This is a genomic window from Candidatus Campylobacter infans (assembly GCF_013416015.1).
In the GTDB taxonomy this organism is placed as follows: domain Bacteria; phylum Campylobacterota; class Campylobacteria; order Campylobacterales; family Campylobacteraceae; genus Campylobacter; species Campylobacter infans.
In genome coordinates this window covers 543,983-560,654 of the sequence record NZ_CP049075.1, presented here as the reverse complement: position 1 = coordinate 560,654, position 16,672 = coordinate 543,983, and the positions used below count along the sequence as shown (strand labels likewise).

Here is a 16,672-nt window from a genome sequence, read left to right as displayed (position 1 = left end):
CCTTGCTTTTAGCACAAAGCCAGCTAGTAATTTTGCATACGCTCTTTTGCCTTTATCCCAAGTAAAGATAAGCCCACGCGAATACTAAGCCCAACAAGAGCAAAAAGCTTTAAAAGTGCCTTTTCATCATCGCTGCCAAGGACTCTGTTTTCATTATAAAATTTATGAAAACTAGCTGAGAGCGCTTTTAAATAATCAGTAATTTTATGTAAGGCGCGCGAGTTTAGCGCATCATTTAAAATTTCATTTAAACAAAGTGCTTCATATGCTAGATCTTGTGCGTTTTGATCTAGTTTGCTAAGATCAGCAAATACCACATCATTTTGGCTGATATTTGCCTTAGCAAAAACTTGATTTATGCGCGCGTGAGCGTAATTTACATAAAAAATAGGGTTTGAGCTATCTTGCTTTTTAAGCGCGTCAATATCAAACTCCAAGGGACTAGTATTTGCCTTAGAAATAAAAATATATCTAAGCGCCTCAGCACCGATACTTGCTGATATTTCACTCATCAAAATAGCCGTGCCACTGCGCTTACTGATCTTAAAAGCAGCCCCATCTTTTAATAAATTAACCATTTGCATTAAAATAACTTCAAGCTTATTTTCATCATAGCCTAAAAAATGTATGCCAGCTTTGATTCGCGCGATATAGCCGTGGTGATCTGCACCCCAAATGTTTATATAATGATCATAGTTTTTATGAAATTTATATTCATGGTAGATTATATCGCCAGCTAAATAAGTAGGACGCCCATCTTTACGCACGACCACGCGATCCTCATCATCGCCTAGTTCGCTACTAGCTATCATTTGCGCCCCATCTTTTTCATACATTTTTGAGCTTTTACTAAGCAAGGCCATAACAGGCTCTAAGCGTGGATATAACGCCTTTTCACTAGCCCATTCATCAATGCTAATATTTACATCTTGTAAATCATTTTTAATAATTTCAAGCACTAAATCCTTGCCAAACTGGGCTAATTCAAGCACCCTATTTTCATCATAAAAAATTTCTTTTCCAAAATGCTCCAAAGCCTTTGGAATAATAATTTCATCGATATATTCGCCTCTATAATACTTACTAGGATACTCAATATTTTCATTAAAAAGCAATTCTTTTGCGCGCAAAGCAACGCTAATGCCAAGCAAATCTATTTGATTGCCAGCATCATTTATATAATACTCAGTATGGACATCATGCCCTAAATACCTAGCTATGCGCGCTAAACTATCGCCATAAACAGCCCCGCGCACATGCCCTATATGTAATGGTCCTGTGGGGTTTGCGCTTATGTATTCTATATAATATTTTTCTTTTTTAGAGTTATTTTTGCTGGCAAAATTCTTATCCTCTTTTAAAGCAGATTTTGCAATCTCATCTAAAAATTTGGCACTAAGTTTAAAATTTACATACCCGCCAAGCGCGCTAACGCTGTAAAGCTCGCTATTTTCTAGCTTTTTAGCAAGATTTGTGGCTATGATATTTGGAGCTAATTTTTGTTCTTTTGCTAGGGCAAAAACAGGCATAGCATAATGAGCAAGGGCTTTATTTTTTGGCTTTTCAAGGCTTGGAGTAAAACCTAAAATAGGCGCAATTTGTGCTATTAAAGCATTTTTCATCACGCATTTGCCTCTGTGTTATTGCCTTTGTTTTCTTGTTTTGGAGCGTTATTTGCTGTGATTTGCTCGCTATCATCTTCCATTTCTTTTTTAAAGCTTTTAATGCCTTTACCTACGCCTTTTGCAAGCTCAGGTATTTTCTTAGCCCCAAAAAGCAAAACCACAATAGCCAAAACCACTAACCAATGTCCCATACTAAAACTTCCCATATCTATCCTTTATTATTCCAAATTTTTAAAAACTCATCAGCTTTGATATTCGAGCTTTTAAGACAAATTGATATAAAAATAGCCCTAAGCTCATCATAAGCTTTATTTACATCATCGTTTATGATGATATAATCGTATTTATCTATATACTCCATTTCTTTGCTTGCATTTTTTAAACGCTCCTTAATGCTTTCTTGCGTTTCGCTGGCTCTATTTTTTAGCCTGTTTTCTAATTGTGTTGCGTTTTTTGTGGTTAAAAATACAGAGGTTATTTGCTTGGCGTATTTTTTTTGTGCCAAAAAATATCCTTGCACATCTATATCAAAAACGACTATTTTATCATTATTTAAGGCTTCTAAGACAGGCTTTAAACTAGTGCCATAATAATTACCATGCACCCTAGCCCACTCTAAAAATAAGCCATCTTTTATATCTTTTTCAAACTCTTCTAAGCTTATAAAATGATAATTTACCCCATCTTTTTCACCAGCTCTTGGCGAGCGCGTAGTAGATGAAATAGAAAAATACACATTACTAAACTCAGCGAACAAGCGCGATAGTACCGTGCTTTTACCACTACCACTAGGCCCTGATAGCAATAAAATTTGCCCTCGCACTACTTATCCTCAAAGCTTATATTTATCTTAATATTTAAATCTTTTAAGGCTTCTTTGATCGTTGAGTTAGCTAATGTCGCGCCAAGAGTTTGGCTAAGTTTGGTGCTTAACTCATCTTTTGCCTCGTCTAAAACCCTTTCATTTGCGGCTTGTTGTGCTTGATTTGCTGCTCTTTCGTAAATATCTGCGGCTAGATCTAATTCTTTTTCATCAAGGTTCGTGGCTTTTTTAGATGCTTTGATTTTACTTGCAAAACTAGTAAGCTTAGACTGGCTTTTTTGCGTTACATTTTCATCTTGCGTTGATTGATTTTCATCTTCTTTTAGCGCATTTACTGGCACATTTTCATCTTCTTTTATAGCATTTTCATAGACATTAGCCACTTCATCAAGCTCGCTTATTTCATCTTTTATACTTGGTTCTTGGCTTAAAATTTGCGGGCTTTCATTTATTGTTTTATTATCTAAACTAGATTTTTCATCAGTTTTATTTACTTCATCATCTAAATTAGATTTTTCATCAATTAAGCTAGTATCTTGTAAAGCAAAATTCATATCCTTATTTGCATTAACATCAAGCTCGCTTATTTCATCTTTTATGCTTGGTTCTTGGCTTAAAATTTGCGGGCTTTCTTTTGGCAATTCATCATCTAAAATATTGCTTTGTGAATTAAAATTTATTGCCTCATCAGCACTAGATTTTGCTTCACGCTTGCTTCTTTCATCTTTTATGCTTGGTTCTTGGCTTAAAATTTGCGAGCTTTCATTTATTGTTTCATTATCTAAGTTAGATTTTTCATCAGTTTTGCTTAATTCATTATCTAAACTAGATTTTATCTCTGGGGTTAAAATTTGCGGGCTTTCTTTTGGCAATTCATCATCTAAAATATTGCTTTGTGAATTAAAATTTATTGCCTCATCAGTACTAGATTTTGCTTCACGCTCGCTTATTTCATCTTTTATACTTGGTTCTTGGTTTAAAATTTGCGGGCTTTCTTTTATTTCATCTTTTGGCTTAAATCTTAACTCTCTTTTAATTTTAAGTAGTTCTAATTCTTCTGAATCATCTGGATGAACCTCTAACATTTTAGGCTCAACTTCTAATGCTGGCCTTTTGAGCGCAGGCTGTATATCATCATCAAATCTTAATCTTATCACCTTGCGCTGTGGCTCAGGCTTTGTTATGTCAGGCTCTGCTATTTTTGGCTCAGGCTCTATTACTTTTGGTTCTGGTTCGATTATTTCAGTTTTAGGCTCTATTATTTCTGGCTCTGTGATAGCAGGCTCAGGCTCGATTATTTCAGGCTCAGGTATGCTCTCACCTAATGCGCTAGCTAAATCTCTTTCTTTAAGTTCTAAAAATTCATCATCCAATAAAGCCAAATCCAATTGATTGTTTGCTTGCTCTTTGCTTTTTGTGTTAGCTTTTAAAATTTCATCTTTTTTCTCATCTGCATTTTCATCGATGATTTTAAAATCCATATTATCCTGCGTGGTTTCATCTTTTTTTAGATTTTCATCAACGCCAAATTTTAAATTTTCATTTGCTTTTTTATTTAAAATTTCATCTTTTTTCTCATCTGCATTTTCATCGATGATTTTAAAATCTGCGCCATTTTCTAAAACTTCACCTTTTAAACTTTCGTCATCGTTAGCTTTTAAAATTTCATCTTTTTTCTCATCTACATTTTCATCGATGATTTTAAAATCTGCGCCATTTTCTAAAACTTCACCTTTTAAAATTTCATCTTTTTCAGGTTCATTTTGATTATTAAACATCGAATTACCAAACATTTGATATTGTCCTTGATCGCTTATTGATTCAGTTAAATCTTGCTCTTGCGTGCTCGGCGCATCGGCTTTTGCTTCGTCTTGCCCAGCTTCATCTATTTTGCTTAGTTGCTCGCTAGTATCATCATTTAAGCCAATATTTAATTCATCTGCCGTATTTATATCGCTTTTTTGGGCTGTATCATCGCTAAATTTTATATCATCTTTTACGCTTTCATTTTGCGGTGTTTGGTTAAAATTTAGCTCTTCATCGCTAATTGCGCCATTAAATTTTAAGTTTTCATCATCAAAACTATTTAAATCAGCCTTAGCATCTTGGTTGTTTTGATCGCTAAAATCATCATTTGCGCTATCAAAATCTAGCTTGCTAGATGTGCTTTGATCGCTTTGGCTTGATGCTTGGTTGTTGATATTATCTGCTTGTTTATTCTCGCTTAAATTATCAATTTCATCGACCATCAAACTCAATTCATTTAATTCTTTTTCTTTTAATGCATCGCTGTTTGATTCTTCATTTTTGCTTGAATCCTCATCACTTAGGTTTAAAATTTCATCGCTTAAGCCTTGATTAGAAGGCGCTTGCGTTGGCGTATCATCAAGGGTTAAACTATCGCTTAAAGTTACGGATTTTTCATTTTTATTCAAATCTTCATTAGAAAAATTGAGCGTATTTTGCTTAGGCTTATCATCTAGTTTAATCTCGTCCATATCGTCTAAGTCTGGTATGATAGCCTCTTGATTTTGTGTATTTTTATCCATCAGGCTAAACTCATCAAAATTAGAATCGCTTGCTTTATTGCTAATATCAGTAAAATTATCTTTTGATAAATCTTTTGGTTTTTCTTGTGTGGTTTTAATGCTTGTTTTATTTGTGATCTTTTGGATACATTCTACAAAATCAGTCGGTAAAAACGGCTTTTCAAGCATATTCTTACCAACCTTTTTTTCAAAATTTCTAGGCACCAAAAACAAAAGTTCTTTACCATAAGGCGTATAATCTGTGTTTGGGTCTATTAACTCGCTATCGCAAATAAAAATATCAGCGCATTTGCCAGATATTTGCGTAATACTAGCTATTTCTTCTAGTTCATAGCCCATTTTTTCTAAGCTTAATTTCGCTAGGCGCGATACAACCGGGTTGTGATTTAGCAAAAATACTTTCATATAAAATCCTCTAAGTCCTACAAAAATTTTGGCATTTTAGCGAGTTTAGCTTAAAAAAACAAAAAAGGCAAATCATTCATTACTGCTGTAATTAAGATAGTAAAAAGCTTGATAATAGATGATAAAATCGCTATTAACACAGCAAAGGCTACGGCAATTTTAATAGGAAAACCAACAACTAATAAATTAAATTGTGGCATAGTTTTCATTAACATTCCAAAAATAAAATCAGCCATCAGCGACACAGCAAGTATAGGAAAAGCCAAAATAAAGCCAAACAAAAACATATTCACCACGCTTTTGGCGATGTAGCGAAGTAAATTTTGACTAGGATAAAACGACCCAAGTGGCATAATTTGCGCGCTTTTTGCCAAAAATTGCAAAATCAAATGATGTCCATCAAACAATAAAAATGCCGTCAAAGCCATTAGAGTAAGAGTATTTGAAATCAGCGGAGTAGAAACGCCAGATTGTGGATCTACCACGGTTGCCATAGAAAAGCCCATAATCATAGAAATTTGCTCGCCAGCCAAACTAAGCGAAGCAAAAACTATATTCAAAAGCACGCCAGCGCACAGCCCAAATAACAATTCTGCTATGCTTTCAAGCACTAAATATTCAACGCTTAGCCCGCTTAATTCAACCTTTGGCGTCATCGGCAGCAAAAACATAGCCAAAATCAACGCTAATGAGCTTTTAACGACCACAGGGATTTGCATATTGCTAAAAAACGGAAAAAACACCATCAACGCGCCCGTTCGCACAAGCAATAAAAAAAAGGTTACAACATTGCCTTGGGTTAAGTATTCTATAAATTCCATTTTTGCGATTTAAAATTTTATTGATATGGGCGAAATCTTAGCTTAAAAAACTTAAAATTTACTGCTCACACGCTTAAAATTTTAAAATTTTCTAATAAATTTTATAAATTTTGATGAATTAAATTTTAAAATTTTGAATGATAAAAAGCATTGTGCGGTGGTTTTTAGTTAAATTAATCTAGCATTAAATAAAAAATTTTATTAAAAGCAAGACTTAAATTTAACTAAAAACACGCACAAAATAAAATATTTAGCGCAAATTTTATTTAACTAGCGCTAATTTTCTTCTCATATATGCGATTTTGCTTTGTAGAGGCAAGTGTTTAGGGCAGTTATCCTCGCATCCTAGCAAACTCATACAGCCAAACACGCCATTATCATCGCCTACAAGCTCGTAAAAATCCTCATCGCTTCTATCATCAAGCGGATCTACTTTAAACCTAGCCACGCGGTTTAAGCCCACAGCACCGATAAAATCAGGCCTCATAAGTGCTGTACCACAGCTTGCTACACAAATTCCACACTCAATACATCTATCAAGTTCAAATGTTTCTTGTGCTGCATCAGGATCTACTTTTTCTTCTAGCTTGCTAATATCTGTGGTGGTATTTGAATGAATCCAGCTCTCTACCCTTTTGCTCATTGCGTTCATCCAATTACCAGTATCTACGCTCAAATCCTTTAAAAGCTTAAACGCAGGCAATGGCATAAGCTCAATCACGCCACTTTCATAGTCTTTTGTAAGGGTTCTACACGCAAGCTGAGGACGACCATTTACTACCATACCGCAACTCCCGCAAATCCCAGCACGGCACACAAAATCAAAACTAAGCCCTGGATCAAATTTTTCTCTAATTTGATTAAGCGCGATAAAAAGCGTCATACCATCGGTTTCTTCTAATTCATACTCGGCAAAATGTGGTTTGCTGATTTTGCTTAGTGGATTGTATTTAAATGCTCTGATTTTTATTTTTCTACTCATAGCCAATTCCTGCTCTTTCATTTAATGCTTTGTATTTTGGTTGAAGTTCATAATGCATTAGGGCATCTTGAATTTCATGTCTTGATTTACCTTCGACTTCTAATTTTGCTCTTAGGTTATCTACTTCTTCTTGCCTTTTTGCTGAAAGTGGATTTTCTATTATATTGCCCTTAGCACCGTATCCGCGGAACGCTGGCGGGATTTCCATTTTCATTATATCAAGCTCTTCATATTCTATTATAGGCTTGGTATCACCTTCTTTCCAGCTTGTTAGCGTGCGCTTACACCAATTTAAATCATCGCGTTTTGGATAATCCTCTCTATAATGCGCCCCGCGACTTTCTGTGCGTAAATACGCGCCCCAGGCTATACATAAAGCAATTTTTAGCATTTTTGGCACGCGGTAAGCTTCTTCAAGCTCTGGGTTGCCATAAAGCTCTTTATTTTGCAATTTTACATTTGTGCTTTCTTTATATAACTCTTCAAGCTCATCTACTGCTTTTTTAAGTCCTTCGCCTGTGCGGAAAATCGCCACATGCTCCCACATAATATCTTTCATTTTATTTTTAATTTCAAAAACATTATATTTGCCATCTTTATTTAATAAGCTTTGTAAATAATCTTGCTCTTGGTTGATGAATTTTTCTATGGTTACGGTTTGGATATCGACTTGTTCGCTAGCGCAAAATTGAGCAAAATAATCCCCCACGATCATACCAGCTACTACCGTTTCAGCCACAGAATTACCGCCCAAGCGGTTAAAGCCATGCATATCCCAGCACGCAGCCTCACCAGCTACAAATAAGCCTTTTAGCGTAGGGCTTTCACCTGTTGGCTTAGTGCGAATTCCGCCCATAGAATAATGCTGCATAGGTAGCACAGGCGCCCAGCCTTTTGAGCCTTCATCAGCAGGATCGATGCCGTTGAAAATTTTGCAAATTTCTTGCACATCGCGCAAGTTTTTTTCTATATGTTCGCGTCCTAAAATACTAATATCTAGCCATACATGCTCGCCATAAGGACTTTTTACACCCTTACCTTTTCTAATATGCTCCATCATTCTACGGCTTACGACATCGCGGCTTGCAAGCTCTTTTTTCTCTGGCTCATAATCAGGCATAAAGCGGTAGCCATCAACATCGCGCAAAATTCCGCCATCCCCACGACAACCCTCAGTTAGCAAAATGCCACTTGGCACGATAGGGGTTGGGTGAAACTGCACCGCTTCCATATTTCCTAGTTTTGCTATGCCAGTTTCTAGCGCAATAGCAGCACCGATACCCTCGCAAATTACAGCATTTGTAGTGTGCTTATAAACTCTACCATAGCCACCTGTTGCAATTAAAGTGCCTTTTGCTACATAAGCTGTTAATTCGCCAGTTACTAAATCGCGCACCACAGCACCATAACAACGATTATTTTCGTGTATTAAAGCTATGGCTTCTTTGCGGTCGTTAATTTCTACATTGCGTTTTAAAGCCTCATTTGCTACACCAAAAAGCATAGTATGGCCAGTAGCATCAGCTGTATAACAAGTGCGCCATTTTTTTGTACCACCAAAATCACGGCTATGGATAAGCCCATGAACTTCATCTTTTTCTTCTATGGTGGTTTTTTGTGCGTTTATGATAGCACTTCTTTTACCTTTTGTAATGCGCGTCCAAGGCACGCCCCAGCTAGCTAGCTCGCGTATAGCCTTTGGTGCTGTTTGAGCAAACATTCTAGCTACTTCTTGATCACAGCCCCAGTCGCTACCCTTGACAGTATCCATAAAATGCACATCTTCATTATCACCTTCGCTCATTTTTGAATTACCCAGGCTTGCTTGCATGCCACCTTGTGCGGCGGCTGAGTGGCTTCTTTTAACAGGACAAAGGCTTAAAACCACGGTGCTAAGCCCAGCCTCACCAGCTGCAACAGCTGCTCTAAGTCCAGCCAAACCGCCACCTATTACTAATGCGTCATAATATTTTACATTCATACTCTTACTCCGTCATTATTTATATGTAAAATTTGGGCTTTTTCCCAGTTACCGGTTGAGTAATTGTGATAGCCGATTTTTAAAAATGCTGCCAAGCTAGCTAAGCCTAAAACTATAAACACGGCACTTACTACCCATTTTGCTGTTTTTAGTTTTTTGCGGCTTGCTTTGGCATCTTTGCCCTCAAACCAGCCCCATTTCACACAAAGCCTATATAAACCAATACTACCATGAAGCTCAACACTAAAAAGTAAAACCAAATAAAACAACCACATGAAATGGTTAAAAACCCTTTGAGAGCTTAAATCTGCGCTTATTTTATCGCCATTTGTAATGATGATTATTAAGTGAGCTGAACCTAAGAAAAACATTATAAATCCAGTACAAGCTTGTATCCACCAAAGCGTGGTGTCTTCGTGCTTCATTCTGCTTGCGTGAGCGCGATAAATTTGCCATTGTCTGAAATTTATAGGCATTTTTCTCATACCCAAAGCTGCGTGTATAAAAAACACAATCAAAACACAGGCTGCTAAAAAGCTAGTAATGTAGCTCATCATCGGTGAATCTGCGATAAATCTTAGCTCCAATAAATGCACAATATAATCAAATGCATCCTTACTAATTAAAATCGTAGCGACAAAACACATATGAAGCCACATAAATAGCCCAAGAAACAGCCCTGTGCCACTTTGAATAAGGTCGAGTTTGGCAGGGATTCTGCTTTTTCTACCATCATCGCCTATGCCAAGGAACCCTTCAATTTGCTTATTCATAAGCTCTCCTTTGTAAGATTTGAAAATGACCGGCATTATACTACATCTAACTTTATGCCAACATTAAAATTTTAAGCAACAAAAATTAAATAATTATATAATTACCTTATCATTATTTAATAAATTTTAAAATTTTAAAATTTGCTGAATTATTTAAGTTTTACACCCTTAATTCTTAACCACACAAAAAGCCAAATACCAAAAGCAAACATAATAATTGAAAGAATTTGCCCCATACTTAATCCAAATGCTACAAAACCAATATTTGCATCAGGCTCTCTAAAATACTCGCACGCAAAACGAGCGATAGTGTAAAGCACGGCATAAATTGCTATCAATTCACCATCGAATTTTTTATATTTTTTATATAAAAGCAATAAAATAAAAAGCACAAGCCCTTCTAAAATCGCTTCATAAAGCTGGCTAGGATGGCGCGCTATGCCATCTACAAATATCGCCCACGGCGTGCTTTGAATGTTTGTGATGCGCCCGATTAGTTCTTGATTTAAAAAATTGCCAACGCGCCCAAAAAAATAGCCAAGTGGCACGCTAATGGCGCATAAATCCAAATATAGCATAAGGTTTTGTTTGTATTTTTTAGCAAAGCATAAAGTAGCGATTATAAAGCCAACAACTGCGCCGTGATAACTCATACCACGAATTCCCACAAACTCGCCATTTATATTAAAAGGATTAAAAATTTGCCAAGGATGCGTTAAATAATAGCTAGTATTATCATCGTAAATAATAATATACCCAAGCCTAGCGCCTAAAATTACTCCAATTTCTACCCAAATAAAAAAATTATCAAGCATATTAGAGTTTATGGCTAGGTTGCCACGGCGAACAAAATACTTTGCCACGCCAAGAGCTACTAAAAGCGCAAGCACATAACAAAGTCCATACCAATGCACCTTTAAACCAAACAATGAAAAAGCCACAGGATCAAAATGCGAATATATATTGTTCCAAAAATTCATAAGCTACTCTTTTAACATTTTGATAAAGCGCAATTAAAATTTCATCTTTTTTAGGCTGAAAAATGCTTATTTTTGTAAATCCTCATACATTTTTTCCATAGTTTGAGCATCATTTGTGCTTGCTTCATCATTTAAAAATGAAGTATCTTGCTCGATTGAGTTTATTGTTATTTTATCTTTTGTCATACTAAAAGTTGCCATGTAGCCATCGCCAGATGCTTTTAACATACCGCTATTTAAGGCGTTTTGCTCCATATCCTTAAACCCAGCACCCAAAGGATCAAACATCACAGAAAGCGGCTTAGTAGCACTAAATTCCCCATCAACCAACAAATAATTTGTTATATTTTGAAATTTATCTTGTGTGTAATTTTGATCCAAGGATACTTTTAGGCTTAATTTCATCTGCCCATCATTTGCCTTAAAGCCAAAATTTTTAAGCTCAAAATTGCTTGTGTTATCGATGATTTTAGCAAACTCACCAGCTATGATCGCATCATTTTCTAATTGTTTTTCATCAAGTTTGTATAAATGTTCAGTGGCATTAATATCAAAATTATTAAAGCTAAAATCCAAAACCATATCATTAAGCTTGATTTTAAATAAATCCATAGTTTTGATATTGCTCAAAGATTGCATACTATATTTCCTGGCATTTTTTATAATTTTATTATCAAAATCTAGCTCATTAAATTTCACAGCAAAAATCATACTATTTAATGCGATATTATCCGCTCTTATCCCAACTGTGCTATCAATTATTTTTTTGCCTATATCATTTAAACTCACTGGCTCATCATAGCTTAAATAATACTTAACGCCAGATAATTGCGCTCTAAGATCTTCATCTTCGATTAAAATTTTTGGCATTTCTAGCTCAAAAGCCTTAAACTTATCGCCCCTTAGAAAAAAACTTGCTTTTGAGGTATCAAGGCTAAATTTTATTTTTTCATCTACTAAAATAGGCTCTATATTCATAATTATTTCACTCTTGCTAAAACCCATATTTGCTTTAAATTTTATTGGAGTTTGCGTGTTAAAAAGCCTTTTAAAGCCTGCATAAGGTGTGCTTAAATCGCCTGTTATTTTACTAAATTGAGGTAAAAGCACATAAGAATTTACCATCTTTAAATCAAACTCTATCTTTTCATCAAAAATATTTGCCAATAATTTTAAATCAATTTGTGAGCCAAAAATATTGTGCTTTATTTGCTTGCTTTTTATGCTTAAATTTTGATTATTTTCTAGTATAGCGATGTAAGAATCAATTTGAGATTTTATAGAATTTGAAGTAAAAAGCTGAGCCCCAGCAGCCAAAATAAGCAAAATTACTAAAACAAATGCCGATTTTTTCATATTTTTGTCCTTTTTGTTTGTTTTTCAAAATACAGCCATAAAGCAAATAAAATTGCCACTAAAAAGATTATTAAAAAGCTAGTGTTTTGCCCGTATTTTTCTGAAATTTGCTGGATAAAATCGCCAGCAAAAAAGCCAAGCAATCCAAGGCTGACAGCCCAGATTATCGCACAAATCGCATTTAAAAATAAAAATTTTTTTGCGCTATATTTGCTTAGGCCAATTGCTAGCGGGATTAAGGTTTTTAAGCCGTAAATAAATTTTTTAGCTAAGATGATTTTGCCGCCATAACTTTTAAATAAAATTTGAGCCAAAGCGAGTTTTCGGCGATGTTTTTTAAAATACGGCAAAACGGCATTTTTATTAAATTTTGCCAAATAAAAAAGCAACTCATCGCCTAAAAAATTTGCCACAGCTGCGATTATTATACATAAGCTTAAATCAAGCTTGCCAACACCAGCTAGCACACTAGCAGCCAAAAGCGCTATCATTCCGCCACCAAAACTATACAAAAATAAAATTCCATAGCCCCAAATAGCGTAATTTTCTATAAATTCTAAGGTTTGTTGCATTTAATTGCCTAATGCGTGGATTAACTCGCTAAAACCATATGAAATATTTGAAAATTTCTCTTGATTTGCGCTTATTACGGCACCGCCTAAGCTAGCACCAGCAAATAATCCTTTATTATTTGTGTAAGCATAAATAGAATCGCTAAAAGTAATTTCACTCATTTTATTTAACGCCCTGCTTTTATCCCAAAAGCTAGCGACTAATTCGGCATTGAGAGTAAATTTTGAATTTTTTATTTGTTTTACTATTTGACTATTTAAAATGTAAATTACTAAAATATTATTTTCAAAACCAATTTGTAATCCAACGCTTAAACCGCCGATATTTACGCCACTTGGATGCCAGTTTGTGCCATTTTTTTCTATCATTATGCCCTTGCCACCGGCTCCGCCTATGAAAAATCCGCCCTTATAAAAGCTTGGGATTATGATTATAGCGTGGCTTGCTTTTACAATCTCTTGGCTTGGGATTTTATTAGTTTTAAGCACATTTTTATATGAATTAGCACATTCAAGCATAAACTCATCATTTGCGCTAGCTCCACAAAACAGCGCAAAAACGCCAATTAACGCCATAAAAAGTTTTTTCATTTTTTGCTCCGTAATTGAGTTGAAATTGTAAAGTTTTTTCTTTAAGCGATGTTTAAACTAAGCTTTAAACCATTACTAGCCAAATTTTAAAATTTAGCCCAAAACAAGCTGTTTTTGCTAAAAATTAATATTAAAATTTAAGCAATTTTAAAATTTTAAATTATTTAAAATTTAAAGCCAAACTAGCTTATAAACTAATGCTCGCATTTATCCATAAACTCAAAACCAAGATTTTTTAAGCTCTCAATCGCCTTGCTTGGCACTTCGCCTTGGGTGGTTAAATAATCCCCGATAACTATTGCGCTAGCGCCATTTTCTAGCACTTCATATTGTCTATCGCCTAAAATTAACTCTCTGCCACCAGCTACCATAAAGCGTGTATTTGGCATAGCATTTGCGCTATCTCTTATGATTTTTAGGGCTTCATCGGCATTTAAGCGTGGCACGCTAATAGGCAAAGCAGGATTTGAAATGTAAAAATTTATAGGGCTAGTAAAAGGTTCAAGGCTAGCAAGACTTTTTCTAAAACTAATTCTCTCATTTTCATCTTCGCCAAGCCCGTAAATACCGCCACAACACAGCATTAAACCTGCTCTTTTGGCATTTTCATTTGTTTTGTATCTATCTTGCCAAGTGTGCGTGGTACAAATTTTATCAAAAAAGCCCTCGCTAGTTTCTAAATTATGGTTATAGCTGAAAATTCCAGCATTTTTAAGCTCTTTTAAGCTTTCATAATCAGCTATGCCATTACAGGCTATTAGCATAAGCTCTGGGATTTGTTTTTGTATTTGGCGCGCAGCAAGGCAGATGTATTCAAGCTTGCGCTCATCAAGCTTTTTGCCTGCTGTAACAAGACAAAAGCCAAGAGCGTGATTTTTATAGGCAATTTTGGCTTCATTTACTATATCATCTATGCTTTTTTGGCGATATTTTTTAATATCTGCGCCATATTTTGCGCTTTGCGTGCAATAAGCACAATCCTCAGCGCAATTACCACTACTTACATTACAAATCGCACATAACATTATTTTTTTTGACATTTTTTAACCTTAATCTTGGCTTATTTGTATTTTATATTTACAACTTGGACATTCGTTAAAATCGCCTTTTTTTAGCTTTTTAAGCACCATCATAGTAGAGCATTGTGGGCAATTTGTTCCGCTTGGGGCATAATTGCTAACATAATCGCATTTTGGATAACGCGAACATCCATAAAATTTACCGCGCTTACTAAAACGCTCTACAACATCGCCCTCGCCACATTTAGGGCAAGCCACGCCTATGCTAACTAATGCTTTTTTGGCTGGTTTTTGCGCATTTTGGCTATCATCGCTATTTTGTGGGTTTTGGATATTGCGTGAATATTTGCATTTTGGATAACCACTACAAGCTATAAACTCTCCATATTTACCGCTTCTTTTAACCAAATCTTTACCACATTCAGGGCATTTTTCGCCTATCAACTCGCTAGTTTTTTGGCTTGCTATGCTTGTTTTGCCTGAGGTTATTTTAGCATCAAAAGGTGTGTAAAACTCATTTAACACTGTTTGCCACTCGCATTTTTTTTCTGCTATGTCGTCTAATTTTTCTTCAAGTCTGCTAGTAAAATCGCTATCTACTATATCATTAAAATTTTCTTCAAGCATAGTTGTGATTTTAAAGGCTATTGGCTCTGGGATTAATTGTTTATTTTGGCTTTTTACATACTCGCGGCTAGTAAGCAAGGTAATAGTAGGCGCATAGGTGCTAGGTCGCCCAATGCCCAAACTTTCAAGCTTTTTTACTAGCCCTGCTTCGCTATATCTTGATGGTGGTTCGGTGAAATTTTCGCTAAACTCGCATTTTTGCACACTCATTTCATCACCTATTTTTAATGCTGGCAAAATTCTATCTTTTTCGCTACTCTCCCACAACCTACTAAAACCATCAAAAAGCATTTTTCGCCCGCTTAGGCGGTATTGACAGCTTTTTGAGCTTATGATAATGCTTTGATTTTCTACTATGCTTTGGCTCATTTGACAAGCCAAAAAGCGATTATAAATCAAAGTATAAAGCTTTAAAAGCTCGGCATTTAAATACTTCGCAGCAATTTGTGGAGTAAAGGCTACATTTGTAGGGCGTATGGCTTCATGGGCTTCTTGTGCGCCTTTTGCTTTGCTAGCATAAATATTTGGCTTTGGCGGCAAATATTTGGGGCCAAATTCTTTTTGTATAAAATCCCTAGCGCTTTTAATGGCTTCTTGGGCTAGATTTAGGCTATCTGTTCTCATATAAGTAATTGCGCCCATTACGCCTTGATCGGTTTGAACGCCTTCATATAATTGCTGAGCTAGCGCCATAGTGCGCTTAGGGCTGTATCCTAGGCGATTTGATGCGGCTTGTTGTAAGGTTGAGGTCATAAAAGGCGGATTTGGGTTAGCTTTTCTCTCTTTTGATTCTATGCTTTTGATTTTAAAGCTTTCATTTAGCGTGGCATTTACGATATTTTTGGCACTTTGATCGGTGCTAATGCTTAATTTTTCAAGCTTTTGCTCGTTAAATGAGATTATTTCAGCATCTAAATCTCTTTTAAAAACACAATCAATGCTGTAATATTTAATCGGCACAAAGGCTTGAATTTCTCGCTCTTTATCCACAATTATTTTTAATGCCGCGCTTTGGACACGCCCAGCACTTAGGCCGTTTTGTATTTTTTGGCTTAAAAGTGGGCTTAGCTTATAGCCTACGATGCGATCTAGCAAACGGCGGGCTTGTTGGGCATTTACGCTATCCATATCTAAATGGCGCGGATTTTTTAGAGCGTTTTCAATCGCGCTTTTTGTAATTTCGTGAAAAACTATGCGCGGCAAGCTTGTAGGATCCTTGCCAATAGCCATTGCTATATGATACGCGATGGCCTCGCCTTCTCTATCTTCATCGGTTGCTAGATAAATTTCATCAGCTTTTTTTGCTAGGGTTTGGATTTGCTTTACTATATCGCTGTGATCGCGCGATATGCGGTATTCAGGGATAAACTCGCCATCTTCAATCTTAATACCAAAACTTGACTTTGGCAAATCGCGGATATGGCCTTTTGATGCTATTATTTCATATCCTTTGCCTAGAAAATTTTTGATGGTTTTAGCCTTTGCGGGTGATTCTACTATGATTAATTTATTCATTTACGCCCTTTTGGATTTTTGGCGCGCATTGTAGCAAAATAAATAAAATTTTA

At 35.7% G+C, this 16,672-nt stretch carries 14 protein-coding genes; all 14 read right to left on the bottom strand.

Going from position 1 to position 16,672, the window contains the following annotated elements:
- Positions 1 to 23: 23 nt before the first annotated feature.
- Positions 24 to 1,622, bottom strand: coding sequence for an arginine--tRNA ligase (gene argS / locus CINF_RS02930; RefSeq protein WP_178696714.1), 1,599 nt, complete (start codon positions 1,620 to 1,622; stop codon positions 24 to 26).
- Positions 1,622 to 1,831 carry a twin-arginine translocase TatA/TatE family subunit gene (tatA, locus tag CINF_RS02925; RefSeq protein WP_179975679.1) on the bottom strand — a complete coding sequence of 70 codons (210 nt, stop codon included), beginning with the start codon at positions 1,829 to 1,831 and terminating at the stop codon, positions 1,622 to 1,624. The genes argS and tatA overlap by 1 nt, the downstream gene beginning before the upstream one ends.
- A gap of 2 nt (positions 1,832 to 1,833) precedes the next feature.
- Positions 1,834 to 2,448, bottom strand: coding sequence for a guanylate kinase (gmk, locus tag CINF_RS02920; RefSeq protein ID WP_179975678.1), 615 nt, complete (start codon positions 2,446 to 2,448; stop codon positions 1,834 to 1,836).
- Positions 2,448 to 5,402 carry a hypothetical protein gene (locus CINF_RS02915; RefSeq protein WP_179975677.1) on the bottom strand — a complete coding sequence of 985 codons (2,955 nt, stop codon included), beginning with the start codon at positions 5,400 to 5,402 and terminating at the stop codon, positions 2,448 to 2,450. Before CINF_RS02915 ends, gmk begins: the two co-directional genes overlap by 1 nt.
- Positions 5,403 to 5,452: 50 nt before the next feature.
- Entirely contained in the window at positions 5,453 to 6,223 is a 771-nt protein-coding gene (gene fliR / locus CINF_RS02910) for a flagellar biosynthetic protein FliR (protein ID WP_179975676.1), read from the bottom strand.
- 262 nt (positions 6,224 to 6,485) lie between these two features.
- Complete coding sequence (locus tag CINF_RS02905) at positions 6,486 to 7,205, bottom strand: fumarate reductase iron-sulfur subunit (protein ID WP_178696778.1); 720 nt, start codon at positions 7,203 to 7,205, stop codon at positions 6,486 to 6,488.
- Positions 7,198 to 9,186 (bottom strand): fumarate reductase flavoprotein subunit, encoded by a 1,989-nt coding sequence (locus tag CINF_RS02900; protein ID WP_179975675.1) that lies wholly within the window; start codon positions 9,184 to 9,186, stop codon positions 7,198 to 7,200. The genes CINF_RS02905 and CINF_RS02900 overlap by 8 nt, the downstream gene beginning before the upstream one ends.
- Positions 9,183 to 9,959, bottom strand: a complete 777-nt coding sequence (locus CINF_RS02895) for a fumarate reductase cytochrome b subunit (protein WP_179975674.1) — start codon at positions 9,957 to 9,959, stop codon at positions 9,183 to 9,185. The genes CINF_RS02900 and CINF_RS02895 overlap by 4 nt, the downstream gene beginning before the upstream one ends.
- Before the next feature lie 149 nt (positions 9,960 to 10,108).
- The gene (gene lgt / locus CINF_RS02890) at positions 10,109 to 10,939 is read right to left on the bottom strand and encodes a prolipoprotein diacylglyceryl transferase (protein WP_179975673.1); all 831 of its coding nucleotides are present in this window, start codon (positions 10,937 to 10,939) and stop codon (positions 10,109 to 10,111) included.
- Positions 10,940 to 11,005: 66 nt separating this feature from the next.
- On the bottom strand, positions 11,006 to 12,295 hold the full coding sequence (locus CINF_RS02885) for a DUF945 family protein (RefSeq protein ID WP_179975672.1): 1,290 nt from the start codon (positions 12,293 to 12,295) through the stop codon (positions 11,006 to 11,008).
- Positions 12,292 to 12,867, bottom strand: a complete 576-nt coding sequence (locus tag CINF_RS02880) for a DedA family protein (protein WP_179975671.1) — start codon at positions 12,865 to 12,867, stop codon at positions 12,292 to 12,294. The genes CINF_RS02885 and CINF_RS02880 overlap by 4 nt, the downstream gene beginning before the upstream one ends.
- Positions 12,868 to 13,458, bottom strand: coding sequence for a lipid-binding SYLF domain-containing protein (locus CINF_RS02875; protein WP_178696724.1), 591 nt, complete (start codon positions 13,456 to 13,458; stop codon positions 12,868 to 12,870).
- A 194-nt stretch (positions 13,459 to 13,652) separates the two neighbouring features.
- Positions 13,653 to 14,498, bottom strand: a complete 846-nt coding sequence (locus CINF_RS02870; protein ID WP_240156152.1) for a biotin synthase — start codon at positions 14,496 to 14,498, stop codon at positions 13,653 to 13,655.
- Positions 14,499 to 14,507: 9 nt separating this feature from the next.
- Positions 14,508 to 16,619, bottom strand: a complete 2,112-nt coding sequence (topA, locus tag CINF_RS02865) for a type I DNA topoisomerase (RefSeq protein WP_179975670.1) — start codon at positions 16,617 to 16,619, stop codon at positions 14,508 to 14,510.
- Positions 16,620 to 16,672: the final 53 nt, after the last annotated feature.

Bases quoted from the DNA above. Each gene is read 5' to 3' on its own strand.
- CINF_RS02875 (WP_178696724.1), bottom strand. From the start codon at position 13,458: ATGAAAAAACTTTTTATGGCGTTAATTGGCGTTTTTGCGCTGTTTTGT.
- CINF_RS02915 (WP_179975677.1), bottom strand. From the start codon at position 5,402: ATGAAAGTATTTTTGCTAAATCACAACCCGGTTGTATCGCGCCTAGCG.
- argS (WP_178696714.1), bottom strand. From the start codon at position 1,622: ATGAAAAATGCTTTAATAGCACAAATTGCGCCTATTTTAGGTTTTACT.
- CINF_RS02880 (WP_179975671.1), bottom strand. From the start codon at position 12,867: ATGCAACAAACCTTAGAATTTATAGAAAATTACGCTATTTGGGGCTAT.
- fliR (WP_179975676.1), bottom strand. From the start codon at position 6,223: ATGGAATTTATAGAATACTTAACCCAAGGCAATGTTGTAACCTTTTTT.
- CINF_RS02905 (WP_178696778.1), bottom strand. From the start codon at position 7,205: ATGAGTAGAAAAATAAAAATCAGAGCATTTAAATACAATCCACTAAGC.
- CINF_RS02900 (WP_179975675.1), bottom strand. From the start codon at position 9,186: ATGAATGTAAAATATTATGACGCATTAGTAATAGGTGGCGGTTTGGCT.
- CINF_RS02895 (WP_179975674.1), bottom strand. From the start codon at position 9,959: ATGAATAAGCAAATTGAAGGGTTCCTTGGCATAGGCGATGATGGTAGA.
- topA (WP_179975670.1), bottom strand. From the start codon at position 16,619: ATGAATAAATTAATCATAGTAGAATCACCCGCAAAGGCTAAAACCATC.
- CINF_RS02870 (WP_240156152.1), bottom strand. From the start codon at position 14,498: ATGTCAAAAAAAATAATGTTATGTGCGATTTGTAATGTAAGTAGTGGT.
- tatA (WP_179975679.1), bottom strand. From the start codon at position 1,831: ATGGGAAGTTTTAGTATGGGACATTGGTTAGTGGTTTTGGCTATTGTG.
- lgt (WP_179975673.1), bottom strand. From the start codon at position 10,939: ATGAATTTTTGGAACAATATATATTCGCATTTTGATCCTGTGGCTTTT.
- CINF_RS02885 (WP_179975672.1), bottom strand. From the start codon at position 12,295: ATGAAAAAATCGGCATTTGTTTTAGTAATTTTGCTTATTTTGGCTGCT.